The organism is Bifidobacterium sp. MSTE12, from assembly GCF_000513015.1.
In the GTDB taxonomy this organism is placed as follows: domain Bacteria; phylum Actinomycetota; class Actinomycetes; order Actinomycetales; family Bifidobacteriaceae; genus Bifidobacterium; species Bifidobacterium dentium.
In genome coordinates this window covers 19,989-43,038 of sequence record NZ_AZYA01000015.1, presented here as the reverse complement: position 1 = coordinate 43,038, position 23,050 = coordinate 19,989, and the positions used below count along the sequence as shown (strand labels likewise).

At 55.4% G+C, this 23,050-nt stretch carries 20 protein-coding genes; 9 read left to right on the top strand and 11 right to left on the bottom strand.

Going from position 1 to position 23,050, the window contains the following annotated elements:
* Positions 1-7: 7 nt before the first annotated feature.
* A complete protein-coding gene (locus tag HMPREF1494_RS04465) occupies positions 8-1,933 on the bottom strand; it encodes an alpha/beta hydrolase (RefSeq protein ID WP_034520116.1) in 1,926 nt (641 codons plus the stop codon).
* 239 nt (positions 1,934-2,172) lie between these two features.
* Here HMPREF1494_RS04465 and HMPREF1494_RS04460 point away from each other — a divergent pair, with 239 nt between their 5' ends.
* Positions 2,173-3,144: a sugar-binding transcriptional regulator gene (locus HMPREF1494_RS04460; protein WP_034520114.1), complete on the top strand. Its 972-nt coding sequence runs from the start codon at positions 2,173-2,175 to the stop codon at positions 3,142-3,144.
* Here HMPREF1494_RS04460 and HMPREF1494_RS04455 read toward each other — a convergent pair.
* The 5 genes from HMPREF1494_RS04455 to HMPREF1494_RS04435 all read right to left on the bottom strand — a co-directional run bounded on the left by HMPREF1494_RS04455 (position 3,141) and on the right by HMPREF1494_RS04435 (position 8,462).
* A complete protein-coding gene (locus HMPREF1494_RS04455; protein WP_229059313.1) occupies positions 3,141-4,382 on the bottom strand; it encodes an MFS transporter in 1,242 nt (413 codons plus the stop codon). The two genes, HMPREF1494_RS04460 and HMPREF1494_RS04455, sit on opposite strands and share 4 nt — an antisense overlap.
* A gap of 20 nt (positions 4,383-4,402) precedes the next feature.
* Positions 4,403-5,332 (bottom strand): alpha/beta hydrolase, encoded by a 930-nt coding sequence (locus HMPREF1494_RS04450; RefSeq protein WP_034520113.1) that lies wholly within the window; start codon positions 5,330-5,332, stop codon positions 4,403-4,405.
* 357 nt (positions 5,333-5,689) lie between these two features.
* Entirely contained in the window at positions 5,690-6,886 is a 1,197-nt protein-coding gene (locus tag HMPREF1494_RS04445; RefSeq protein ID WP_034520111.1) for a pyridoxal phosphate-dependent aminotransferase, read from the bottom strand.
* Positions 6,887-7,041: 155 nt separating this feature from the next.
* Entirely contained in the window at positions 7,042-7,674 is a 633-nt protein-coding gene (locus HMPREF1494_RS04440; RefSeq protein ID WP_012902615.1) for a sugar O-acetyltransferase, read from the bottom strand.
* An 89-nt stretch (positions 7,675-7,763) separates the two neighbouring features.
* Positions 7,764-8,462: a FadR/GntR family transcriptional regulator gene (locus HMPREF1494_RS04435; protein ID WP_034520109.1), complete on the bottom strand. Its 699-nt coding sequence runs from the start codon at positions 8,460-8,462 to the stop codon at positions 7,764-7,766.
* 220 nt (positions 8,463-8,682) lie between these two features.
* On the opposite strand from HMPREF1494_RS04435, the gene HMPREF1494_RS04430 reads away from it, so the two are divergent.
* The 6 genes from HMPREF1494_RS04430 to HMPREF1494_RS04405 all read left to right on the top strand — a co-directional run bounded on the left by HMPREF1494_RS04430 (position 8,683) and on the right by HMPREF1494_RS04405 (position 15,671).
* Positions 8,683-9,846, top strand: a complete 1,164-nt coding sequence (locus HMPREF1494_RS04430) for an acetamidase/formamidase family protein (protein WP_034520107.1) — start codon at positions 8,683-8,685, stop codon at positions 9,844-9,846.
* 61 nt (positions 9,847-9,907) lie between these two features.
* A complete protein-coding gene (locus HMPREF1494_RS04425) occupies positions 9,908-10,888 on the top strand; it encodes an ABC transporter substrate-binding protein (RefSeq protein ID WP_034520105.1) in 981 nt (326 codons plus the stop codon).
* Between the two features lie 33 nt (positions 10,889-10,921).
* On the top strand, positions 10,922-11,743 hold the full coding sequence (locus HMPREF1494_RS04420; protein ID WP_228369721.1) for an ABC transporter permease: 822 nt from the start codon (positions 10,922-10,924) through the stop codon (positions 11,741-11,743).
* 19 nt (positions 11,744-11,762) lie between these two features.
* Positions 11,763-12,566 (top strand): ABC transporter ATP-binding protein, encoded by an 804-nt coding sequence (locus HMPREF1494_RS04415; protein ID WP_003843061.1) that lies wholly within the window; start codon positions 11,763-11,765, stop codon positions 12,564-12,566.
* On the top strand, positions 12,563-14,194 hold the full coding sequence (locus HMPREF1494_RS04410; protein ID WP_034520101.1) for an AtzH-like domain-containing protein: 1,632 nt from the start codon (positions 12,563-12,565) through the stop codon (positions 14,192-14,194). Before HMPREF1494_RS04415 ends, HMPREF1494_RS04410 begins: the two co-directional genes overlap by 4 nt.
* 88 nt (positions 14,195-14,282) lie before the next feature.
* Positions 14,283-15,671 carry a chloride channel protein gene (locus tag HMPREF1494_RS04405; protein WP_034520098.1) on the top strand — a complete coding sequence of 463 codons (1,389 nt, stop codon included), beginning with the start codon at positions 14,283-14,285 and terminating at the stop codon, positions 15,669-15,671.
* On the opposite strand, the gene HMPREF1494_RS04400 is transcribed toward HMPREF1494_RS04405, so the two are convergent.
* The 3 genes from HMPREF1494_RS04400 to HMPREF1494_RS04390 form a co-directional block, all read right to left on the bottom strand.
* Positions 15,598-16,005, bottom strand: a complete 408-nt coding sequence (locus HMPREF1494_RS04400) for an HTH domain-containing protein (protein ID WP_003843065.1) — start codon at positions 16,003-16,005, stop codon at positions 15,598-15,600. The genes HMPREF1494_RS04405 and HMPREF1494_RS04400 overlap by 74 nt on opposite strands.
* A 174-nt stretch (positions 16,006-16,179) precedes the next feature.
* A complete protein-coding gene (locus tag HMPREF1494_RS04395; RefSeq protein WP_171843682.1) occupies positions 16,180-17,523 on the bottom strand; it encodes a sensor histidine kinase in 1,344 nt (447 codons plus the stop codon).
* A 26-nt stretch (positions 17,524-17,549) separates the two neighbouring features.
* Entirely contained in the window at positions 17,550-18,266 is a 717-nt protein-coding gene (locus HMPREF1494_RS04390) for a LytR/AlgR family response regulator transcription factor (RefSeq protein ID WP_034520092.1), read from the bottom strand.
* A 320-nt stretch (positions 18,267-18,586) separates the two neighbouring features.
* Here HMPREF1494_RS04390 and HMPREF1494_RS04385 point away from each other — a divergent pair, with 320 nt between their 5' ends.
* On the top strand, positions 18,587-19,714 hold the full coding sequence (locus HMPREF1494_RS04385) for an ABC transporter ATP-binding protein (RefSeq protein WP_003843069.1): 1,128 nt from the start codon (positions 18,587-18,589) through the stop codon (positions 19,712-19,714).
* A gap of 224 nt (positions 19,715-19,938) precedes the next feature.
* Positions 19,939-21,351: a DUF4032 domain-containing protein gene (locus HMPREF1494_RS04380; protein ID WP_034520081.1), complete on the top strand. Its 1,413-nt coding sequence runs from the start codon at positions 19,939-19,941 to the stop codon at positions 21,349-21,351.
* Between the two features lie 76 nt (positions 21,352-21,427).
* On the opposite strand, the gene rlmB is transcribed toward HMPREF1494_RS04380, so the two are convergent.
* Both rlmB and HMPREF1494_RS11875 read right to left on the bottom strand, forming a co-directional pair.
* Entirely contained in the window at positions 21,428-22,417 is a 990-nt protein-coding gene (rlmB, locus tag HMPREF1494_RS04375; RefSeq protein WP_003843071.1) for a 23S rRNA (guanosine(2251)-2'-O)-methyltransferase RlmB, read from the bottom strand.
* Positions 22,418-22,662: 245 nt separating this feature from the next.
* Positions 22,663-22,785 carry a hypothetical protein gene (locus HMPREF1494_RS11875; RefSeq protein WP_003843072.1) on the bottom strand — a complete coding sequence of 41 codons (123 nt, stop codon included), beginning with the start codon at positions 22,783-22,785 and terminating at the stop codon, positions 22,663-22,665.
* Positions 22,786-23,050 lie beyond the last annotated feature (265 nt).

The window sequence follows — 23,050 nt, the reverse complement described above, 5'->3', positions numbered from 1 at the left end:
CTAGCGATCAGGCCGGGAAAACGACCTGGCAATTCACGCAGGTGATTACCATGGCCAAAATCGCGTTGATGATGCCACCGAGGTACGGATTGCGGGTCTTGGAATAGATGCCGCGAGCCGTCAGCGGAGTGATAAACAGCAGGAATACGGTGAGGAACATGCTGTCCGGAATGCGGGTGTAGGCCGCGCCGAACAGGTCATTGACACCGGTGAGCATGAACTTGGCCCAGCCTGCGCCGGACACCAGTGCCGGCACGGCGGCGGTGACGAGAGCGAGTACCAGGATGTTCACGATCTTGTTCTTGCCATAGGAAGTGTTGTAGTTCATGCAGTTGATGAAGATGGAGGAAATCACGTAGCCAATCAGGAAGATCGGGAGTACCTTAAGCATGTCCACGATCTTGAAGGAGCCGAATGGCATGATGCCCCAGTACAGGAACGAGAAGTTCGTCTTGAAGAAGTACTGCGCTCCCCAGACCAACAGCAGAGTGCCGCCGGTGACGGTGAGAGCCAGCATGATGGTCTTGAACACGCTGAAAGCAGATGTCTTCAAATCGATTTCATCGATGTTCATACCATTCTTCTTAGCGAAGCAGCGGTACCAGATGTAGGTGACAATGGCGGTGAACACGGAGGAAATCGCCAGCATGGAGCCTGCAAACAGTGCCTGCCCCTGCCTGAAGAACGTGCCGATATGGGTGTCGACGCCGTTGTAGTACAGGAACAATGTGCTGACGGTGGCGAACAGGGTGTTGACGATAAGGCAGCCCCATGCCCAAGCCTTGGTTCCCGGATGCGATTCCGCGATACGCATGACGGCATTGCCACGAGAAGTTCCCCTGAAGAGCGGCATCTGGGAGAGCCACAGAGCGAAGAACACGGCGAACATGAACATGCCGATGAAACCGATGGTGCTGCCGATCATACGCCACTGGTAGATCTGGTCGCCCGACTGCAACGAGGTGTTCACATTGAAGGCTTTGACCATGAACTCCATGGCAGCTGCGGTAGAAGACGACTGGAAGAGCTGCGAGGTGTGGAAGCCGTTTTCCAGATAGATGACACGGAATGCTTCCTTGCCATCGACCTTCTTCGTATAGTACTTGCCGCTGACGCCGTCGGCAGTCGAAGAGTCAGGCGTGATACCGAAGTTCAGGAACGATTTGGCGTTATTGTGCTTGAGATAGTCCGGATTCGGCAGCATCTTGCCGGTCGTCTTGTCGGTCTCCTTGAAGGAGTACTGGTCGAATTTGCCGGCGATGATGCCTACATTGCGATTGCCGTAATAATTGAAGTACTCGCCGTTATTCTTGGAGGCGGCCTGGGCTGAAGTGGTCTTGCCTGGCACATAGCCGAATGACTGAGTTTCGTTGTCTTTGTAGACGGCGTCGCGGCTGACGTACAGCACGGCCTTGATCAGCTGCTTCTTGGCCTTGTTGTCAAGAAGGATCGTCTCGTGAATGGTGTTGCCTCCGCGGGACTGGCCGGATACGGCGATCTGGTCCTTGTCCACGAATGGAAGTGTGGTCGCGTACTTTACCGTGTCATACAGGCCACGGCCGTTGACCAGCCATTCGGTGTTGTTCAGAATCTCGGAGTCGCCGTGTCCGTAAAGATCGAAGGAGAACACGACGAAGCCTCGACGTGCCCATTCGATCTGGTATAGATCCCACTTTTCCTTGAGACCGTTGCCGCCATGCGCGAACACGATGGTGGGTGCCGGCTTGTCGTTGGTGGCGGTCTTGGGCTTGAGCATGTTGACGCCGAGCCTATGTCCGGATGATGTTTCGATGGTCAGATTCTCTTTGGTGACGTTGCCGAAATCCGTCTGTGCCAGATTCGCGATGCAGCTGCCCAGAATGCACAACAACACCGTAACGATGGTGAGTGCGCCATACGCATGCTGCTTCAAGTATTGCCATACTTTCGACATGGTATTTTTTCTCCCTCTGTTCCTTCCGCGTCACCCGAAGATCACCCTTCGGTAACGCGGGGCCCGGTTCTTCCTTGAGCCGGTTATAGACTAATTTGAGGGTGAAATGGCATTGGGATGTGAATGAGAATATGTGCAGTTCGCCACACTGCTGGTTTACCGGAGTATCGGCTGATGATGGGCTCAAAACGTATGCTTATCGCGCATGTTCGTATGGGCGTTGGAGATAATATGCACATATGTTCAAAGATTCCGCGCTTGCGTCGATGCAGACCAGACAGCATATCGAAGAGCTGATTCGTGTATCGCAGATGTATTATGACGAGGGACTCAATCAATCACAGATTGCCGGAGAGGTCGGCTATTCGCGGTCATCGGTGTCACGCATGCTCACCGAAGCACGGGAAACCGGAATCGTACAGATTACCATCGGGCACCCATTGCAACGATTGCAATCCCTTGAGGAGAATCTTCGGAACAAATACGGATTGAAAACGGTACGCGTCGCATATTCATACGATGACAACATCGCATCGGCGCTAGTGCCTCAATGTGCGGCGCAGCTGCTGGTGGAAAACCTCAAACCGGATTCGTTGATCGTTACATCGACCGGGACGCCGATGGCGGCGACAATCAGAGCCTTGCCTCCCCTTGACTACCCTCGTGCGCATGTGACTCAGATGCTGGGTTCGTTGTCTTCCGCCAACTCGTTGACTGATTCTCCGGAAATCTGCCGAATGATGGCAGAACGTCTGGGATGCGCCTACTCGTTGCTTCCTGCGCCGCTGATCATGGGATCCGCGGAAGTTGCTCAGGCTGTGCGTTCGGAGAAACTGATCGCCATGACTTTGGCTTTGGGTAACCGAGCCGATATCGCCATTGTCGGTGTGGGGGCGATTCGGCAGGGGCATTCCGGAAGAATCTTCCATTCGTTCGAAGACGCTGCAGTGGCACGGGAGTTGCAGGAAAAGGGAGTGGTCGGGCATATTTGCGGACATCATATCGATATGCATGGCAATCATGTGCGAACCAGTCTGTGTGAGCGCACCATCAGCATCGATTTCGAACGGTTTCGTGACATTCCATTGGTCATTGGAGTCGCTTGGGAGACGTGGCGTGCGCGGGCACTGCACGCATGCCTGGTCGGTGGACTGATGTCGGCACTCGCTACCAATCAGGGAATGGCTGAGTTGTTATTGGATATGGACTAATCACCGTTAGGATGCCGGAAGGATTGGGTATGCCCGTGCGCCACCGTGATGATTGCAATTGCTGCCAGCACGTACAACAGCACGTTGAGCGTCAATGACGCTCCATATCCGCCGGTCATGTCGAAAATCAATCCATGAACTGTGGTAGCGATGGCTACGGTCAGCTGGCCGGTGGCGTTGATGACGGACAGCGCGCGGGCATAATCATCTCCCGGGAATACGCGGCGTATGCTCCAGGGAAGTGCAATCATGAGCAGGCATTGGCCGATTCCCGCCAGAAAACTTGCAGTGATCGCAACTTCCAGATTGGCTCCGAAAAGCAGACTGAACCATCCTGTGGTTCCGATGGCGGCAAACAGCGTGATTGCGAATTGCGGTCTGACACGGTCCAGCGTCGAACCTATGGCAAGTTTGCCGACGCTGGCTCCGATCATGCGGGCCGTGACCACCCAAGCGGCCTGTGTAAGCGTGAGTCCGATGGAAATCCCGTACGCGGGAATATGCTGATTGATGCCGGATACGATTTGCAACAAAATCATGGCGGCTGACAGCAGCAGAAACGCCGGTGAACGAAGCATGCCGATGAGATGCCCGCTCTTCGTCCGTGTATCATGCGCAGGTTTGGCGTTTGGTGCAGACGCAGTGTCGAGCTTGCCATGTGGATATGGTTTAAGCAGGTAGGAGCAGGGGAGTAGCAGCACCATCAGCATCACACCGGTCAGTAGATATGCCGATCGCCATCCATATGACGCGATGACGTGCGAAATCAGAGGATTGAATATGGCTCCTCCCAATCCTGACAAACAGCCGGTTATGCCAAGGACCGTGCCGAAATGAGTGGGAAACCATGCCGCAAGCAGAATGGGTGGCATCAGCGTTATCGGAATAACATAGGCGAGTCCCATCACAGCGAATGCGAGATAGAACTGCCAGAGGGCATACGCCCGACTGCAAAGCAGGAATCCCACGGCGCAGATACCAATGCAGCCGATAAGTGTGGGGCGCAAGCGAATGCGATGTGAAAAGCGACTGAACACGGCCATGGAGATGGCACTGCAAATCAATCGAATCGATACGGTTAGGCTGACCTTGGCTCGACCCACATGTAAATCACGGCTGATAGCGTCGAAATACAGCCCTGAAGTGTTGGTGATGAGAGCGAAGCCGATGAAGGACATGGCGCAGCAGCCTACGAATACTGCCAGTGAGGAGCGGGTGGAGCGAATCCGTTCTTCCATGGCGTCCTTTGCGTCCTTTCCTAGCTGGTCGTTAGGCGGTACCGTTTGAAGAACGTCGCCGCCTCTTTTACGATTTGCTGTGATTCCTCATTATGCTCCAGGCCGACCTCCTTGACTGCGAAGTCGTGTACGAGAGCGTGGTCAAGACCTTTCGGGAGTAATCGCAGTTCATAATCATGATGGCGGTATTGCAGGATTCTTGCGAATTCCAGAGTGTTGTCCGCGAGGTAATCCTCGGTGCTGGTCTGCAGATAGAAGGGCGGAAGATTGCCGTCAACTACAAGGCGATCGACATCAAGATAGGGGGAGATGCGAATTCGTTCCTTCAGCGTTGGAAAGTAGCCTTCCGCATAGTATCCCATCGCAGTTCCATGCACGCCGCCTTCGAAGCGATACATGCCGCTGCATCCTGCAATGGCAAGGATGTGGGCGGTTCCGTAGGCTTCCTTCATGCCAAGCTGTGACGCGACGACCGGTGAATGGAGTACGGCGGTGAGGTACAAGATAAGCAGGGTGGCCGCGGAATCTCCAATCAGAAACAGAGCATTCGTATCCATGCCATAGTCATGCGCGTGCTCATTCGTCCAGATAATTGCGTCAAGCGCATCGTGTAGTTGGTCTTGGAATCCAATTTGCGGGACCAGCCGATAGTTGGCATTGACCACGGCGAACCCATACTTCGCTAAATGCATATCGCGACACATGGTATTTTGTTTGTCGCCATGGTAGAGACCCCCGCCATGGAAGTCGATGATGACCGGAAGAGGTTCATGTTGCGTTTCCGGACGGTACAGGTCCAATTTGCGCAGTTGGTCCGGAATGCCATATGGGAGATCCGTCAGTATATGCACTCCGTTCGGCTTATGCTCTTTGGCGAGTCTGTCTGCGTCGCCGGCATGACGGGCGTTGGTGTTGGACTCAAATAATGCTTTCACTGGTTCGCTGAGCATATGTCACCACCTTGGTTGCGCATGATACGAATACTGTATGCCTGTATCTGGAGTGAACAGTCTAGGGGTTGCACATATGTGCAACCTACGGTTCAGACAAGTATCCCAACTATTTCGTCAGTACGTCGAACGGCGGATTGCCTATGCGCCCATGACAGTGTAGACGTTGTCATGGGCTCCGATTTCACGCGCCATTGTGCACGGCTGGTCATTCGAATAGCTGGGAGTCCATCCCCCGTCCAACGTGCCGCCGTTTCATCGTATGACTTTGTTGTGTATGTTTACGATTATACAAATCGTAAACATACACAACAAAGTGGGTGAACGCGACGAAGGATTGGCATGCACCTGACGGCGTCAGCGATTCCTCTCCGCAAAATCGCGCATACGACGCAGTCCCTCACGCAACTCATCCGCATCGCCGGCGTACGATAACCGCACAAAACCGCGTCCCTCCTCGCCGAATGCCTCGCCGGGCACCACGGCGACGTGCTTGTCCTGCAACAGTCCGCGGGAAAAATCGTCGGAATCCAAGCCGGTAGCTCGCACATCGATGAACGCGTAGAACGCGCCCTCCGGCTCGATCAGACTGAGTTTGGAACAACCGGCCAGCTCGTCGACGACAATCTGGCGTTTGACGAAATACTCCTGGCGCATGTCTTCGACCAGTTCCTGCGGGCCGGTCATTGCGGCCACGCCGGCATACTGGGATACCGAATTGACGGAGGAATGCACCATTTCTGCGATTTTGCTGGTCTGCTCGATGATGCATGTTGGTGCCAGAAGATAACCGATGCGCCACCCTGTCATGGCGTACGTTTTGGACAGGCTCTCGACGACGATGGTGCGTGCCTTCATACCCGGCACCGCCGCAATGGATGGTGCGGTGGCAGGTCGGCCATCCTTGCCCTCGCTGTAGACGATCGAATGGTAGACTTCGTCGGAAATCGCCCAAATATTGTGTTTCTTGCAAACTTCGGCAACCTGTGCCAGCTCTTCGGCTGTGGTGACGGCGCCACTCGGATTGCCGGGTGAGTTGATGATGATGGCGCGCGTTCGGTCGGTCACGGCCGCCTCAATGTCAGCGGCGTTGAGGTGCATGCCGTTTTCCGGACGCAGTGCGACGGGAATGGCTACGCCTCCGCACATCATGATGGACGATTTATATGATGCGAAATACGGTGATGGCACGATCACTTCGTCGCCGGGAGCCACCACCGTGTTGATGGCCAGAAACAGGCCGATGGTGGCACCGTCCACGGCTTGGATTTCGGTTTCCGGATCGTAGTCAAGCCCTTTTACGCGGCGTGAATAGTCCGCCGCGGCCTTGCGAAATTCCGAAATGCCGAGGATATTGCTATACCGAGTCTTGCCCTCCCGAGCTGCTTCGGCCGCGGCCTCCACGACATGAGGGGCGGCCGTTCTGCTAGGTTCGCCTACGCACAGTGAGATTACGTCGTCGATTCCAATCACACGGTCGAACACGTCGCGGATACCGGAACGTGGCACGGCCCGTACGTTCGCCGAAATCGGCATCATCGTATCGTCTCCCATGAAACACCTCTCTTTTGTATCGGGAAAACACTGACACAAAAGAGCTATCACCGAATTGCTAACGGGAAAATCCGAATATGACGAAACGGTTTCCGATTCGAGGAATTTCGTTGCGTAAAGGTTGCCTGATGTGCGTAGGCTCAACGTCGATTCGACTACTCCGGCAGTACGTCGAACGGCGGATTGATCTTGCGGTCGTGCCAATAGTAGACGTCGTCATGTTCGCCGATTTCACGCACCACCTTGCACGGTTGGCCATACGCCACCACGTTTGCGGGGATGTCCCTGGTGACGAGCGAACATGCGCCGATCACTGAATTCTCGCCAATCGTCACACCCGGCAGTATGGTCACGTTCGCACCGATCCATACGTTGCGGCCGATGGTGACCGGCAGCGAATACTGCGTCGCTCGCTCGCGCAGGTCCGGACGAATCGGGTGGCCGGTGGTGGTGATGGTTACGTTCGGACCGATCATCACCTTCTCTCCGATGTGTACTTCGCCATCATCGACAAGCGTGAGATTGAAATTTGCATATGCGTTACGTCCGAAATACGTGTTGCAACCCCAGTTGGCATGCAACGGCGGCTCGATCCACGCGCCCTCCTCGTACCCGCCAAGCAGTTTTTCCGCGATGGCGCGGCGATGTTCCGGCTCGCTCGGTCGACTGGCGTTGAACTCGTATAGCAACTCCATCTGATCAGCCTGCGCCTGCAGGATCTCCGGATCGTCGAAGGCATACACTTCACCGGAATTCATGATGTCCAACACCCGTTGTGGTACGGTCATGGTTCGCTCCTTGCCTTAATACTGTTATTATCTTTCTTTCATTCTGCCGTATGTCAGGTTTTTCCGTGGGAACGCGGGCGGAAGTTTTTTCAGCTGGCAAGGGCGCTGACGTCGTGTACGTCGGCAAGGTGTCTTTTCATAGCGTGTTCGGCACCCTCAGCGTTGTGTGCGGTAACCGCCTCGAAGATCAACTGGTGTCCCAGATGAGAGATCCGTCTGCCGGTGGCGGTCTGGTGGGAACGTTCGCGGACATGTTCGGTGCACTTGAAGGCGAACTGCAGCACTGTGAGCAGTAGTTTGTTGCCAGTGGCATGGGCGAGCAGTAGGTGGAATTGGATGTCGAGTTTCATCGATTTTTCTTGACTGAGAGATTCGTCGGTCTCTTTTTCGAGAATACTTTCCAAGGCCGCAACATGAGTTGGTAAGGCTCGTTCGGCTGCCAAGGCGGCGATGTGAGGTTCGACCGATTCTCGCAATTCCGTGGCATTCTGAAGCTCCATGTCTGAGGCCTCCAGCATCGTGGCCAGTTTCCTAGTGTTCGACATGGGATCCAGAATGGTACTACCGCGTCCCTGAACCCGTTCAATAAGATGTTTCGATTCCAGTTCGGACAACGCTTCGCGCACGGAAGTCCGAGATACTTTGAATTCCTCTGCGAGGCTACGTTCGGTAGGCAGCCGTGTTCCCGGAACCAGAGTGCCGGTCATGATGAGGTTCTCCAGATGGTCGGCTATTTGCGCGCTGATATTTCGACTAACCAATGCGAGCGGCGGTGTTGAGGCCTGCATGGAGTTTCTAGAAGTGTTTGTATCTGCTTGCTCGGTTCGCATATTGCTATTTTGGCACAATGGACATACCAATCTACTCAGCAGATAGCGGATTGGTCTGGTCAGTGTTGCCCTTTTGTTACAAGTGAGTAACCGACTATTTCCATATGGGAAACTGACATATCGCCAGTTTATTCTTACCTCAATATGAAATTGGTCATACCAAAAGGTGGTGTAGGGAATGAAGGATACGAAGGCTTTCGGACCGCTGTTGCAAGGGCTAGGGCTCGATGAGGCAGCGAGGCTGTCCGACCGCTATGTTCCCGCATCCGTGCAGAACACGTTTTGGGGTGTTCTCCCTTCTCGTTCCGACCGGCCGGTGCTGACCATAGAATCAGGTGAAAGCATCGTGATAGATACTGTCAGCCACGAAGGCATCATGCCGGATCAAGGCTCGGATCCAATCACTTATTTCGGCGCCTACGGTCTTGATCGTAGCGAATTGCTCGACGATACCGTTGCTATCCCAGCATGCAAAACACGAAATATGACGGATGGTTCGCACGTAATCACCGGACCAATCGAAGTTGTCGGAGCTCACCCCGGAGACCTGCTCATGGTTACCGTTGAAAAGTTGGAACGACGCGCTCCGTATGGAGTCATCTCAACCCGGCATGGCCGTGGAGTGATGACAGACACCGCATTGGAAGGTGACTACGGCACACTGTGCAAAGTAATCTCTGTGCATGGCGAAGCATACGGGCAACTAGTCCCTGAAGGCATGGACTTCCACGACCGGGCGTTGGACAACTGCAGTTATCCAAGCTTCCCTTTGCATCCTTTCATCGGCATTATGGGTGTTGCCCCGGATACGGACGCACATCTGTGCTCAATTCCCCCATATGATTTCGGGGGAAATATTGACGTCAATGACATGACCGAAGGTAGCGTACTCTTTCTACCCATCCAGGTTGAAGGTGCGAAATTCTTCGTGGGGGACCCGCATTACGCTCAAGGCGACGGAGAAGTGTCTTTGACTGCACTAGAGGCACCTCTTCGCGCGACATTAACCCTTTCCGTCATTCCGCAACAGCAAGCGGATGCGCTGTTTGGCGAACGGAAGGGACCATTTGGCTACGCGCATGGCAGACTCTTGGCCCTTGGCTTGCATGAGGACCTCGACGAGGCGCTACGCCGTAGCGTCGATTACTCCGTCAGCTTGCTTTCGTCACTATTCCATCTCCCCGCAAAGGTCATTTACCTGTATCTGTCTGCGGCAGCTGACTTTGACGTCTCTCAAGCTGTCGATCTAGTGCGAGGGGTGCATTCGCGGATTCTTCTCTCGCATTTTGAGGGATCCGCTGCTCAAGATTTCGTAAATTTTGTTACAGAAACGATGAGATGACGAAATTCAATAGATTTTTTCCTTCACTACAAGAGACAACAAGAGAGGAAAGGAAAGAAAAATGAATATGAACATGTTGAAAAAAGCCGCATCCATTATGGCTGTAGTGGCACTTTCCGCCACCGGAGCCGTTGGCCTGTCAGGATGCAGCACCGGAGAGCCAAGCCACGATTCCGCAGCTGGTGATTCATCCTCCAAAACTATCCGCGTAGCTACCCAACGCCAGCCACACCTGTTCGCCGCGTACGAATGGTCCAAGTACGTTCCCGATGGCTATGACGTTCAAGTTGTGCCGATGGACAACTCTAACGACGAGAAAGATGCCCTTCTTTCCGGAGATGTGGACTTCGCCCTGATGGGCGTCCCCACCGTCATCTCACAGGCTGCACAGGATGGCGGCATTAAGGTCATCGCTGGCGGTGCCGATGGAGGCTCTGGACTCATGGCTCAAAGTGATATCACTTCCGTAAAGCAGCTCAAAGGCAAGAAAATCGGATATGTACCAAATTCCTCCCAAGAAATGGCTTTGCGTCTGCTCCTCAAATCCGAAGGACTTGATCCTGACTCTGATGTCGAAATGGTGAATATTGGCTACTCCGAGATGTCCGAAGCTTTGGAAAGAGGTGACGTTGATGCCTTCGCGGGCGCAGAAATGGGTGTCTCTCTTGCCAAACTCGCCGGAGCGAGTGAAATCGACTCCATCTATAACACTGAGATCGGCAAGGTCAATATCGCGCTTGCGGCCAGCAGCGAGGTGATTGATGGCAATCCCGATTTAGTGAAGGTCGCCATCGAAGCACATAAGAAGGCCACGGAGTCGCTGTCCAAGGATAAGGCCACTTGGAAGTCAGGAGTGATGAAGCAGTTCACTTTTGACTCTGACGCCCTCGATAAGGCGCTTGACAATATGTGGTTGCACTGGGATCTCAGTGCCGATTATCAAAAGCAGTGCAAGGAGCTTGCCAATCAGATGGTCGAGATTGGCTCCATCGAGGCTGCGCCAGATGCGTCCAAGTATCTCGACGACCAGTTCGTCAAGTAATAGCAGCCAATTCGTCGGAAAGGATCGATGATCATGCCCCGCGTCAAAAAGATTGTCCCGAAAGTACTGCTTGCGTTGCCCGTTCCGGTTCTCGTCGTGATTCTGTGGAGTCAAGGTGTGAAATACGGCTGGACGCTCCCTTTTGACATCCGCTTGGCGCGGGTTCCCTCCCCAACGACAGTGATGAGGCGCATCGCTGACTTAGCGTTTGGCGGTTATTTTGATGATCCGTATTCTGCGATGTTGTGGAAGCATACGTACGCCAGTTTGGTACGTGTGTTTAGCGGCTTTGGCCTAGCCGCGCTCATCGGTGTTCCGTTGGGTGTGTTGATGGGCCGCTCGAAAATCGCTTCGGCGATGTTGGAGCCGACTATCAACCTGATTCGTCCGATTCCGGTCACGGCTTGGGTACCGTTGACGCTCATCATGATCGGCATTGGAGATCGTTCCACAATTTTCCTCGTTTTCCTTGCTGCTCTGTTTCCCATCATCCTGAATACCGTCACCGCTGTGGAACAGGTTCCGGAACGTCTTCTGGAGGCGGCTGCAATGCTCGGCACGTCAAAGGGAAAGGCGCTATGGAAAGTGGTGTTTCCGGCCGCTTTGCCAGGCATTATCGGAGGCTTGCGAGTCGCGGTCGGTTTGGCTTGGGCGCTGCTGGTCGTCGGCGAGATGACGGGTATCACGGTCGGTCTGGGTGCCATGATTACGGAGGCCAAGAACGTTTCGAAGACCGACTTGATCGTCGCCGGCATGTTCATCATTGGCATCCTCGGTTTTCTCAGCGATCGACTCATCGTCTGGATCGTCAAACTTGTGGCGCACGGTCGCCCGATCCTACCTACTGCCAAGTGACTGTTAAGGAGAGTGAACAATGCGCATCGGAACCATTCAGCGTCATGCCGGCATGATTGACATCCAAGGGGTCGGCAAACAGTATGGCAACGGAACCTATGCGGTCAAAGATGTCGACCTGCATATCGACTCCGGCGAATTCGTCGCCATTGTTGGGCCGTCCGGTTGCGGTAAGAGCACCCTGCTTCGTATGATTGCGGGCTTTGAAAACATAACCGAGGGCGAGATTAAGGTCGAAACACGACCGGTAACCGGCCCAGGGCCTGACCGAGGCGTCGTATTCCAGGATTATGGTCTTTTCCCTTGGCTAACAGTCGAGGAGAATATCGCCTATGGCCCCAAGGAGGCGGGATATCCACGCCCTGAAGTGGAAAGGCTGGTCGATAAGTACATTAATCTGGTCGGACTCAAGCTTTTCGCCAAGAAATTTCCTAAGGAGCTGTCCGGTGGTATGCAACAGCGCGTGGCGATTGCACGAGTACTGGCGAACACTCCTGCCGTGATGTTGATGGATGAGCCTTTTGGCGCGTTGGATGCTTTGACCCGTGAACAATTGCAGAACCAACTATCGAAGATCCAGAAGGAGCTAGGCATCACGGTGGTATTTGTGACGCATAGCATCGAAGAAGCGGTATATCTTGCCGATAGAGTTGTGGTCATGGCCGATGGCGCTGCCAGTGGTGTCGCTGGAAACATCAAGAAGATTGAGAGCATCGAACTGGAAGATCCAAGAGATAACACATCCGTTGCATTCAACCGATATCGTAGGGAGATTTCCGAGCTGATTCACGGTAAGACGGAGAAGGAGTTGGAGCACGCATGATATGTCACAGCCAGAAGGATGTTCCTCGGGAACTCATGGATGCGGTGGAGCGATATGAGGATGCGTTGATGCGTAATGCGACGGACATTCTTGCGGAATTATTCGCGGACGATCCGTCCGAATTGCCTGTGACTCGTGCCGATAATGCAGGTTTGCTGAATGGACATCAGCAGATTACCGAATATCGTGCGCAACGCGGAACGGCACCAAGTCGGGTTCTGCGTTCCCGCTCATACCGTATGCTTGCGAACTGTGCCGCGACTGTTGTTGCCACGTTTGATAAAGATTCTGGCGGTGTTGTAACGCAAACGCAGGTGTGGCAGTTGATTGACGGCTCATGGAAGATTGTGTCGGCTCACCTTACTTACCCCGTTCCTGCCATGGATTCCCGAATCTGGCGAGTAGTCGGTAGCCCTCTGAAGCAAGGGGCTCGTACTGAATCTTCGACGGATTTGCCCCTACGAGGATTAAGTGTGGCGGTGAAGGATCTCTATGGTGTGGAAGGATATGCCATAGGGGCTGGAAGTGAGGCCTTTCTGGCGGAAGGGATTCCGCAACAGCATAATTCCTGGCCTGTTCAGCGTCTGCTTGATGCGGGCGCTGATGTGCTAGGCATTTCAAGGACGGATGAGTTTGCCTATTCCCTTGCCGGTACGAATGCCCATTATGGGACTCCGCCGAATCCGCAGGCTCCGGGCCGGATTTCTGGAGGATCTTCATCGGGGTCCGCTTCCGCCACCGCTTTAGGTCAAGTTGATATAGGTTTGGGAAGCGATACGGGAGGTTCGGTGCGTGTGCCTTCCTCTTATCAACACTTATGGGGGATTCGAACCACATGCGGTTCGGTTCCGATGGAAGGCGTTCTTCCGCTCTCCCAGTCATTCGATACCGTGGGATGGATGACCAGAACCCCTGATTTGCTGGAGAAGGTCGCAAAGGTCCTGATAACACAGGAATCTGGTGTGGAATCAGCACTATCTGGGAAAGTTATCTGGTCTGAAGAGTTGATGTCATCCACAAACATCGATGTATCGGCAGGTTTGCATGCATGGATCAGTCGGCTGGAAGAGTCTGCCCGGAATGCAACGGATGTGAGTCTAGAACAAATTCGTCTCGATGGCATCCTAGGGCCACGTTTCGAGGGAGAGGGGCCGGACCGACTGTCAGACTGGCTTTCTTCCTACAAAATCGTGCAAGGATACGAGGCGTGGCGGAATCATGGTACTTGGTTTGCACGGCATTGGAACACTTTGGGTGCTGATATTGAGTCTCGCTTCAGAACGGCCAGCGAGCTGACGGCCGAAAACTACCGGAACGCCCGCGAACATATGGACTTTTGGAAGACTAATGTGCGGTCCATATTGGGGCAAAGCGTTTTATTGGTTCCTTCAGCTTCCAGTGTTGCCCCGAAAATCACTGATTCGGCGATTGGTGGCACTTCGATTGAAGATGAGAGAACTGCGACGATGCGTCTTACGTGCATCGCAGGTTTGACGGGATTGCCTGCCGTAAACATTCCAATTCGTACGGAAGATGGTCTTCCATGTGGTATTTGCGCAGTCGGCCCCGCCGGAAGCGATACTGAACTAATTGCCTTCGCCCGTAGGCTCAGTGAATTGGCTGCATAAGTAATCCACATGCCCCGTGAATCCAGAATTTGCAGAGAATGGGATGACGGTGCGACGATTGCGGAAGTGAGACGAACGGAGGAAACAAGTGCGGCAGGCATCCGATGAGGAACATGAGCTCGAGCGGCAAAAGCCGGGCGTGAAAGCAGTGGAAACAACGGAATCGCAGGAACAATCCAACAAAGTCGGACAATCGCAACAACCGCTACTCGGCCGGCTCCCGGCACTGGTCGCGGCGGTAATCTTCGTCGGCGTTGCCATCGGCGCGGCCGCCGGTCTGTTGACGCTCATGCTGTACGGCATCGAGCGTCTTGCGCTTGGCTATGTGGAGAGCACGCATGAATCCGGTCCGTTTAACGTGCCGCCATTGCGCCGTGCGATTTCCGTCATCGTCGGCGCGAGCGTCGCCGCCATCATCTGGTGGCTGCTGCGCACGCGCAGCACAAAGGTGCCGTCCGTCAAAAAAGCCGTGAATGGCGATGAGATGCCGATCTGGCAGACCGTCGTGCACGTGCTGCTGCAAATTTTCATCGTCGGCACAGGCATGTCGATCGGTCGAGAGGTCGCCCCACGTGAACTTGGCGCCATGTTCGGCCAGCGTTTCGCCCGCTGGGTACGCCTTGACGCGAAAGACACGCGCATGCTGGTCGCCATCACCGCGGCCGCCGGTCTGGCCGGCGTCTATAACGCGCCGCTCGCCGGCACGTTCTTCGCGGTGGAGATTCTGCTTGCCGATGTGACGTTGGAAACGGTCGCACTTGCCTTCTCCTGTTCCGCACTCGCCTCATGGGTGGCGTCGCTCGTCAAAGGCACTCACACGTTTTACGTACTCGGCAAGGCCGAGGGCCTGTTCACGCCGGATTATATGGCGTTCGCACTCGTTGCGGGCCTGATTCTCGGTGTGGCCGGTGCATTGTTCCGTCGCGGCTCGCAGTGGGCCGAGAAGAACAAGCCAGCCGGTAACGGGATCCTATGGATGATGCCGTTGGCTGGCACGCTTACTGCCGTCGTGGCGATTTGGGTGCCGCAGGTCATGGGTAACGGTCGTGCCACGGCACAGTTGAGCTTCTCCAGTAATGCCGATTTGGCCGTCATTCCGATTCTGCTGCTGTCTTTTGCCGCCAGAGCGATCGTCACATTGCTGACGATTCGTTCCGGCGCCTCTGGCGGCGTACTGCAACCGGGCATCGCATTGGGCGCTTCCGGTGGTGCGGTGCTTGGCATTCTATGGATGCAGATATTCCACACGAACTCAATCGGCATGTATGCGCTGCTGGGCGCGTGCGCATTGCTGGCGGCCTCGCAGCAGGCTCCGCTAATGGCCATCTGCCTGGTGATGGAGCTTGCAGATGCCCCGATTAACCTGTTCGTGCCGATAGGCTTCGCCGTTGCTGTCAGCGCCTTTACGGCTTCTCGTCTTTCCGGACCGCTTGCAAAGCTTCGAGTTGCCGCTCCAAAAGCGTCAGACGTTCATTGAGCATACGAATCTTCTCGTAATTGTCTTGAATCATTGTGTTGCGCAGGTCGGCGGAGAAGTCCGTTGTTTCCTGACGCATCTTGGCTTCCCGCATCAGGTTCGAATCTCGTTTCCAGCGGTTGATGGCACGTTCGATACGTTTATAGCCGATCAGCCTTGATGGCAGGCCGACGCTGGCGAAGATTACGGAAGGTTTTTCGCCATGGAGGTATCGGTGCATGCAATACAGCTGGAACTCGTGTGAATAGACGATTCGTGATGCGCTGGCATGCGCGACCGCAGGTAGCGCCTCGAGGTATTCGATTTCCTGTTCGGTGAACGTGCGGTGTGCCATATACTAAGCCCCCCAATCGTACGATAGTGGCTTTCATCATTTCGTGTCAGCGGGACCGGAACCTTTGGCCCCCGTTATTTCATGAGGTTTTACGCCGTTCCTTCGCGGCAGGGGTGCTGACGTCGGCGCGTCGACCCCCGAGGTTCCGTATCGGGATTCCGGATGCTCGTGATGTTACATGGCCATGAGACCGGTGCGGCGTGGAATGAGCACGGTCAACACGAACCAGTGGTCTTCGGTGCGGATCGTCACCTCGCCTCCATACTGCTGTGCAATGTGCCGGATCGACTTCACGCCGAAACCATGTCTGTGTCGGTCGTCTCGCTTCGTGGTGCGCAGGTTGCCGTCCGCATCCTTCTTGAGTCGGGAATCGTAATAATTCTCGATACGTATCACTGTGAATTGATTCTGCGCATATAGCGCCAGTTTGATGAGACGTTGGTCGGCGTTCGGCAGTTTCGACGTCGCTTCGATTGCATTGTCGAGCGCATTGCCGAACAGTGATGCGATATCCATCGACGACATGTTGTTCAGCAGCGAGCCGTCGGCGACGGCGGTGAACGTGATGCCGCGGTCGGCGCAAGTGCGCTCCTTCGTGGTCAGGATGACGTCCAGTACGGGATTGCCGGTATGCTGCTGCGCACTGTATCGCTGTACCGATTTTTCCAACTGTTCGAATCCTGCGGCCGCATGCTCCGGATCGACCTGTGCGCGCAGTGCCGTGATCTGATGCTTCAGATCATGCGCAAGACGGCCCAACGATTCGATATTTTCCTTGGACTGCAGATACTCCTGATGCTGGCTTTCCAGCTGCGCGTTGATTGATGCGAGCTCCGTGTTCGCCTCGATGCGCCGTACCTGCTCCTGTTGCGCATACAGAATCGCAAAACCGCAGAAATCCACCAAAGTGCGGATATAGAAGACCTCCTGGCCTACGGAGCCGGAGAATGGGGTGTTTGTCGAAACGAAACTCAGGTTGCTCATGGCGAACGTGACCACGGTGATGGCCACCGTCGCAATCGCGGCGGAAGTTGTCGGCAATGTCGGTGCGGTCTGACTGAAATTACCGCGTTCCACTAGCCAAGCCAATCCGAAGCAGATCGCATAAGTGCCTGTCAGCGAAAGGATCGACCGCCAATCGAAATCCAACGTGTTGTCACGCATGCCGGCAAAAGTCACGATCTGCCAATGCAACGACGCGACCAGCTCTCCCAACACGAAGGCGCGAGCCGTGATATACAGGCTTTCACGTTTGCCGGCGCCGGCGCCGAACAGAATCGTCGCATACATGCATCCGAACGCCAACGTCATGCCGACGATCCAAAACCAGATCGGCAGCATGCCGTCGAAATACTGCACCGCAATCAGCAGTACCAAGCCTGTCATGGCGGCGATTGTCGTACGGCGAGGTGATGCGCGACGATATAGCACGGCGATATAGACCATGCAGGCCAGCCACTCGCAGATTCCCGTATATACGCGGGGAATGTCAGGCAAAGCGTTGGTGATGCCGGTCATTGCCGGCATGGCGAACACGACGCCGGTCACCTTCCGCCTCCCATGAAGTCGGCCAATGCCGCCAGGAACGCCTTTTTACGCGGTCGACTTACGCGCAGGCGCTCGCCGTTCGACATCACGCAATCTTGGTCGGCCACGCCGGCGACGTGCCGAAGATTCACCAGATAGCAGGAATTCGAGCGGAAGAAATGGTGGTCGGCGAGCTTCGCCTCCATATCTTTGAGCGTGCCATTGATCGACAATTTGCCATCAAGCGTGTGGATCACGATCGTGTGGCGAATCGATTCGAGGTATACGATGTCCGTCAATTCAAGACGCATCTGGCCGTTGCTGGTCTCGATCAGCATCGAATCGTCGCCGTTGCGGCGCAGAGCATCGATGGAACGCTTGAGTTCCTGCGAAAACGCAAACCACGGTACGGGTTTGAGCAGATATGACAGCGCACGTACCTCATAGCCGCTGATGGCATACTGCGGAGCCGCGGTGATGAACACGATTACCACATGGTCGTCGCGCTCGCGTATGCGTCGGGCCGCCTCCATGCCGTCCATCTCCTTCATCTCGATGTCGAGGAGCAGGATGTCGTAGACAGGGGTGTACTTCTCGACGATTCGAGCGCCGTCGTCGAATACGGAGACGGTGAATCGTTCATCATTCTCGCTTTGATAGCGATTGAGATAGTCGAGTACGCGCTGGCAGCTTGCGGGGTCGTCTTCGACTACTCCGATTCGTATGTTGCGCATGCCTGAAAACCTTCCCTTTCGTGGTTCCTCATTCATTGTCTCGCGCCCGCATGATAAAAACTACGCTGTAATCCGTGATTCAGAGAATAATTCCCTTTCCGGCTCTGTGTGTCGAGTGCGCGACACGCGTTGCCTAATCGGGTGAAGTGTGTATTATGGAACGTGGCTCAACGAAGAGATCTTCGCTAAACCAAGTACATAAATTAACGCTTTGAATTGTGGCTTTGTCGAAGTCGTAAGCTGCAAGGCGAGGCACAGGAAAGAAATCCCTTTACAACGGATCGTGAGGCACGTACCTGCCTCTGAAAGGATGACAAATCATGGCAGAAGTCGTATTCGACCATGTTACTCGTATCTACCCGGGCAACGATAAGCCGTCGGTGGATGATCTGAACCTGGATATCAAGGACGGCGAGTTCCTTGTGCTGGTTGGCCCGTCTGGCTGCGGCAAGTCCACTACCCTGCGTATGCTCGCGGGCCTCGAAGAGGTCAACAAGGGCCGTATCCTCATCGGTGGCAAGGATGTCACTACGATGCAGCCGAAGGATCGCGACATCGCAATGGTGTTCCAGAACTACGCTCTGTACCCGCACATGACCGTTGCGGATAACATGGGCTTCGCTCTGAAGATCGCCGGCACCCCGAAGGAAGAGATCCGCAAGCGTGTCGAGAAGGCCGCTGAGATCCTCGACCTGACCGAGTACCTCGATCGTAAGCCGAAGGCTCTGTCCGGTGGTCAGCGTCAGCGTGTGGCCATGGGCCGTGCAATCGTCCGTGAGCCGAAGGTCTTCCTCATGGATGAGCCGCTGTCCAACCTCGACGCCAAGCTCCGCGTGCAGACCCGTACCCAGATCGCTGCCCTGCAGCGCCAGCTGGGTGTCACCACCCTGTACGTGACCCACGATCAGACCGAAGCTCTGACCATGGGTGACCGCATCGCCGTCATCAAGCTCGGCCTTCTGCAGCAGGTCGGTGCTCCGACCGAGCTGTACGATCGCCCGGCCAATGTCTTCGTCGCTGGCTTCATCGGCTCCCCGTCGATGAACATCAACACCCATCCGGTGGTCAACGGCAAGGCGAAGATCGGCGAGGACACCGTGGATCTGCCGGCTGAGGCCGTCAACAAGCTGACCGCTGAGGACAACAACCAGATCGTCGTCGGCTTCCGTCCGGAAGACGCTTCCCTGGCTGCTCCGGATGATGCCAACGCCTTCTCCCTCAAGGTCATGAACGTTGAGGATCTGGGCTCCGATGGCTACATCTACGGCAACATCCTCACCGATGGTTCCTCTGCCGAGGCATCCACCATGATGTCCGATCAGAACAAGCTCACCACGATTCGCGTGAACCCGCGTGCTCTTCCGAAGGTCGGCGATACCGTCAAGATCAAGATCGACCCGTCCAAGATGCACCTGTTCGCTCCGTCGACCGAGCTGCGCCTGAACTGAGCAGATAGGAGTAACCAACCGTTGGAAGTCTTCTCGTAAGGCATTCCGGCGGGTGGCTGAATAAACTTGGCGGAAGTTCCACTTCCGTCAACCATTAAACGAGACATTCTCTTCCTCTCTTATTGTCTCGTTGGAGAAGCCCCGCGTAGGTGCGGGGCTTCTTTTTTGCGTGCCCGCCGCTGAAGGCCTCCCCGTGGGTAGGTCAAAGGGTAGATTGGTGAGTTATGGAATCTATTGAACTGCCCCAGATGGATCCCCGTGTGCTTAAGGCCACTTCCGTGAAGGCCGAGGATCCAGCTGCACAATCTCCGGAACCGCAGGCGCTGAAGATCACCGCCGCAAGCTCGAATCCGAAGATGTTCACCCTGCCGTGGGAAAAGCCGCTGGCGACCTGGCCCGAAGACCTGCTGGCCAATCTGCCGCGAGGCATCTCGAGGCACGTGGTGCGTTTCGTGCACGTAGGCGACGAAGTTTATGCGATGAAGGAAATCACCCGCAATGTGGCCGAGCGAGAATATGAGCTGCTGCGCCGGTTGCAGAAGCTGGAACTGCCGACTGTGCAGCCGATCGCCGTGGTGACGGGTCGTCATAGCCGTGATGGTGAGCCTTTGGAGGCCATTTTGGTCACCAAGCATCTGAAGTTCTCGCTGCCGTACCGTGCGTTGTTCGCACGCAACCTGCGTCCCGATACCGCCGAACGACTGATTGACGCACTGGCCGTACTGATGGTGCGTCTGCACCTGGCGGGCTTCTACTGGGGCGACGTGTCTCTGTCGAACGTGTTGTTCCTGCGCGATGCCGACGCTTTCTCGGCATTCCTGGTCGACGCTGAAACCGGTGACCTGCAGATCAACCTGACTGAAGGCCAGCGCGAATACGATGTGGATCTGGCCCGTACGAACATCATCGGCGAACTGATGGATCTTTCCTCCGGTTCGCTGTTGCCGAGCGGCGTGGACGAGATCGAGATTGGCGATCGTCTGGTTGACCGCTATCATTCGCTGTGGAGCGCCCTGACCGACACCGATGATTTCGGCCCGGACGAGATGTGGAAGATCGAAAAGCGCGTCAACAAGCTCAATGAACTCGGCTTTGACGTGGACGAGCTGGAAATGAAGACCGCAGAGGACGGCAAGCGTGTGCTGGTACGCCCGCGCGTGGTCGATGCGGGCTATGCCAATCGCAAGCTGCTGCGTCTGACCGGTCTGGACGTGCAGGAGAATCAGGCCCGCCGTCTGCTCAACGATCTGGACGCCTATCGTGCCTCCACCTGGCGTGAAGGGGAGGATCTCGAAATCGTGGCGACCGATTGGATGCGCGAGGTATTCGAGCCGACCGTACGCATGATTCCGCGGGAATACCGGTCGCAGATCGAGCCGGCGCAGTTCTTCCATGAAGTGCTTGACCATCGCTGGTTCCTGGCTGAAAAGGCCGGTCATGATGTGCCGATGGCCGAAGCGGTGCAGAGTTATGTGGAAAACGTGTTGCCGCAGTACAAGCTTGAGCAGAAGGACGTGGACGCGTTGAACGTAGAAGCCGACTCCGGCGTGATTGATGACGAATACACCTACAACGACCCCGATGACGACGGCTATAATCCGGATGATGATCCGGATGCCGCGGTGTGGAGCCATTAGGCGTTGACCTGAAGCTGTAATACGAAAGTGGCTGGGCTACATATGTAACCCCAGCCACTTTCGTTATGCATCGTATTTAGTTGTTGGCGGCTTCCCGACGGGCGCGGGCCACTGCATACAGCGTGATGCCGGCTGCGACGGACGCGTTGAGCGACTCGACCATGCTCGACATCGGAATACCGGCGATGACGTCGCATGTGCTGCGCACCAGACGGCTCAGGCCATTGCCTTCGGACCCAAGCACGACGACGAGCGGATCGGTTTCAAAACCGGTTTCGCCGACGAGCGCATCGCCGCCGCCGTCAAGACCGATGCTGTAATAACCGCGTTCCTTCAGGCTTTCGATCGCCTTGGTCAGATTCACTACACGGGCGACCGGCATATGTGCGGCCGCGCCGGCGGACACCTTCCAGGCGGCGGCCGTAACCGAAGCGGAACGGCGCTCCGGCAGAATCACGCCATTGGCGCCGAATGCCGCTGCGGAACGGATGACCGCGCCCAGATTCTGCGGGTCGGTGACGCCGTCGAGCGCGATGAACAGCGGACGGGCCGCGATGCGCGCGGCTGCCGAGTTTGCGGCTTCCATGGCGCGGGACTTCTTGTCCGCGCGTTCCACGAGTTCAGCCAATGACGAATACTGGAACGGCTGTGCCTTCATCACTATGCCCTGGTGATTGGAAGAGCGTGCGATGCGATCCATCTCCAAACGGTCCGCCTCCATGAGGTGCAGGCCGTGAATGCCGGCGAGACGCACGATTTCGCGTGTGCGATCATCATGTTCGATGCGTGCCGCGATATACAGCGTCGAAGCCGGAACGCCACAGCGCAGCGCCTCGAGCACCGCGTTGCGACCGATGACCAGATCGTCGGATTCCGAAGCGAACTTTGCCGCGCGACGGCGTGCAGCCAGTCGCGGATCGGCCATTTTACGGCGATCGGCGACTTTTTTGGCCTTATAGGCCTTGTGATATACGCGATTCTCGGCCTTGGGAGTCGGTCCCTTGCCCCTTAGCGCATTACGATGTTTTCCGCCCGACCCCTTGGTCGGTCCTTTTTTCATTGCCATAGTTGCCTATTGTCCCAGCACCCCGGGAAATGCGATGGCATCAGGGGTTCGTGGTCGCTGCAAGGTTCCGAGATCGTGACCAACGGCTTCGATGCGATGCGGGATCCTCGCGTACGCGCCTCCGACTGTAATATGCAGACCGAGGCGGTGTGATTTTTCGAGTGTGATTATCTTCAGATGCAAAAGGGCCTGCGATCCGTTGGGATCGCAGGCCCCTAGCCGTTTACGTGTTAAGGATTCGCGCCTTACTTGTTGAGAACCTTCTTGAACAGGTCAGAGGAGGCCTTGGCGAGGGCGAACTGGCCGAAGCCCGGGTCGATGGAGGCGAGGTTGGCGCTGATGATCTGGTCGAAAGTGTTGTTCTTCATGATGTTTCCTTCCTTCGCGGCCGTTACCGTTGTCCTTTGTCTTGTTTCCGCTGGCCGCGGTCCGTGTTGCTTGTTGTGTTTCTGTGTGCTCTATCTTTCGTTGTGACTTCATCATAGGCAGGGTGCTTGGGGAAAGTCATGCGATTATCGTTGATTCTTTTGTATAATCATCGGTTCATCTTGAAGAAAACGTAATCGTTGGCTGTGAAAACAATGACAAAACTGTTTCACGATATGTTTCACGAATTTGCGGAATCTTGACATT

Coding starts and splice junctions, on each gene's coding strand:
- rlmB (WP_003843071.1), bottom strand. CDS start 22,417: ATGGCAATGAAAAAAGGACCGACCAAGGGGTCGGGCGGAAAACATCGT.
- HMPREF1494_RS04410 (WP_034520101.1), top strand. CDS start 12,563: ATGATATGTCACAGCCAGAAGGATGTTCCTCGGGAACTCATGGATGCG.
- HMPREF1494_RS04430 (WP_034520107.1), top strand. CDS start 8,683: ATGAAGGATACGAAGGCTTTCGGACCGCTGTTGCAAGGGCTAGGGCTC.
- HMPREF1494_RS04455 (WP_229059313.1), bottom strand. CDS start 4,382: ATGGAAGAACGGATTCGCTCCACCCGCTCCTCACTGGCAGTATTCGTA.
- HMPREF1494_RS04390 (WP_034520092.1), bottom strand. CDS start 18,266: ATGCGCAACATACGAATCGGAGTAGTCGAAGACGACCCCGCAAGCTGC.
- HMPREF1494_RS04450 (WP_034520113.1), bottom strand. CDS start 5,332: ATGCTCAGCGAACCAGTGAAAGCATTATTTGAGTCCAACACCAACGCC.
- HMPREF1494_RS04395 (WP_171843682.1), bottom strand. CDS start 17,523: ATGACCGGCATCACCAACGCTTTGCCTGACATTCCCCGCGTATATACG.
- HMPREF1494_RS04445 (WP_034520111.1), bottom strand. CDS start 6,886: ATGGGAGACGATACGATGATGCCGATTTCGGCGAACGTACGGGCCGTG.
- HMPREF1494_RS04420 (WP_228369721.1), top strand. CDS start 10,922: ATGCCCCGCGTCAAAAAGATTGTCCCGAAAGTACTGCTTGCGTTGCCC.
- HMPREF1494_RS04440 (WP_012902615.1), bottom strand. CDS start 7,674: ATGACCGTACCACAACGGGTGTTGGACATCATGAATTCCGGTGAAGTG.
- HMPREF1494_RS04425 (WP_034520105.1), top strand. CDS start 9,908: ATGAATATGAACATGTTGAAAAAAGCCGCATCCATTATGGCTGTAGTG.
- HMPREF1494_RS04380 (WP_034520081.1), top strand. CDS start 19,939: ATGGAATCTATTGAACTGCCCCAGATGGATCCCCGTGTGCTTAAGGCC.
- HMPREF1494_RS04460 (WP_034520114.1), top strand. CDS start 2,173: ATGTTCAAAGATTCCGCGCTTGCGTCGATGCAGACCAGACAGCATATC.
- HMPREF1494_RS04465 (WP_034520116.1), bottom strand. CDS start 1,933: ATGTCGAAAGTATGGCAATACTTGAAGCAGCATGCGTATGGCGCACTC.
- HMPREF1494_RS04400 (WP_003843065.1), bottom strand. CDS start 16,005: ATGGCACACCGCACGTTCACCGAACAGGAAATCGAATACCTCGAGGCG.
- HMPREF1494_RS04385 (WP_003843069.1), top strand. CDS start 18,587: ATGGCAGAAGTCGTATTCGACCATGTTACTCGTATCTACCCGGGCAAC.
- HMPREF1494_RS04435 (WP_034520109.1), bottom strand. CDS start 8,462: ATGCAGGCCTCAACACCGCCGCTCGCATTGGTTAGTCGAAATATCAGC.
- HMPREF1494_RS11875 (WP_003843072.1), bottom strand. CDS start 22,785: ATGAAGAACAACACTTTCGACCAGATCATCAGCGCCAACCTCGCCTCC.
- HMPREF1494_RS04415 (WP_003843061.1), top strand. CDS start 11,763: ATGCGCATCGGAACCATTCAGCGTCATGCCGGCATGATTGACATCCAA.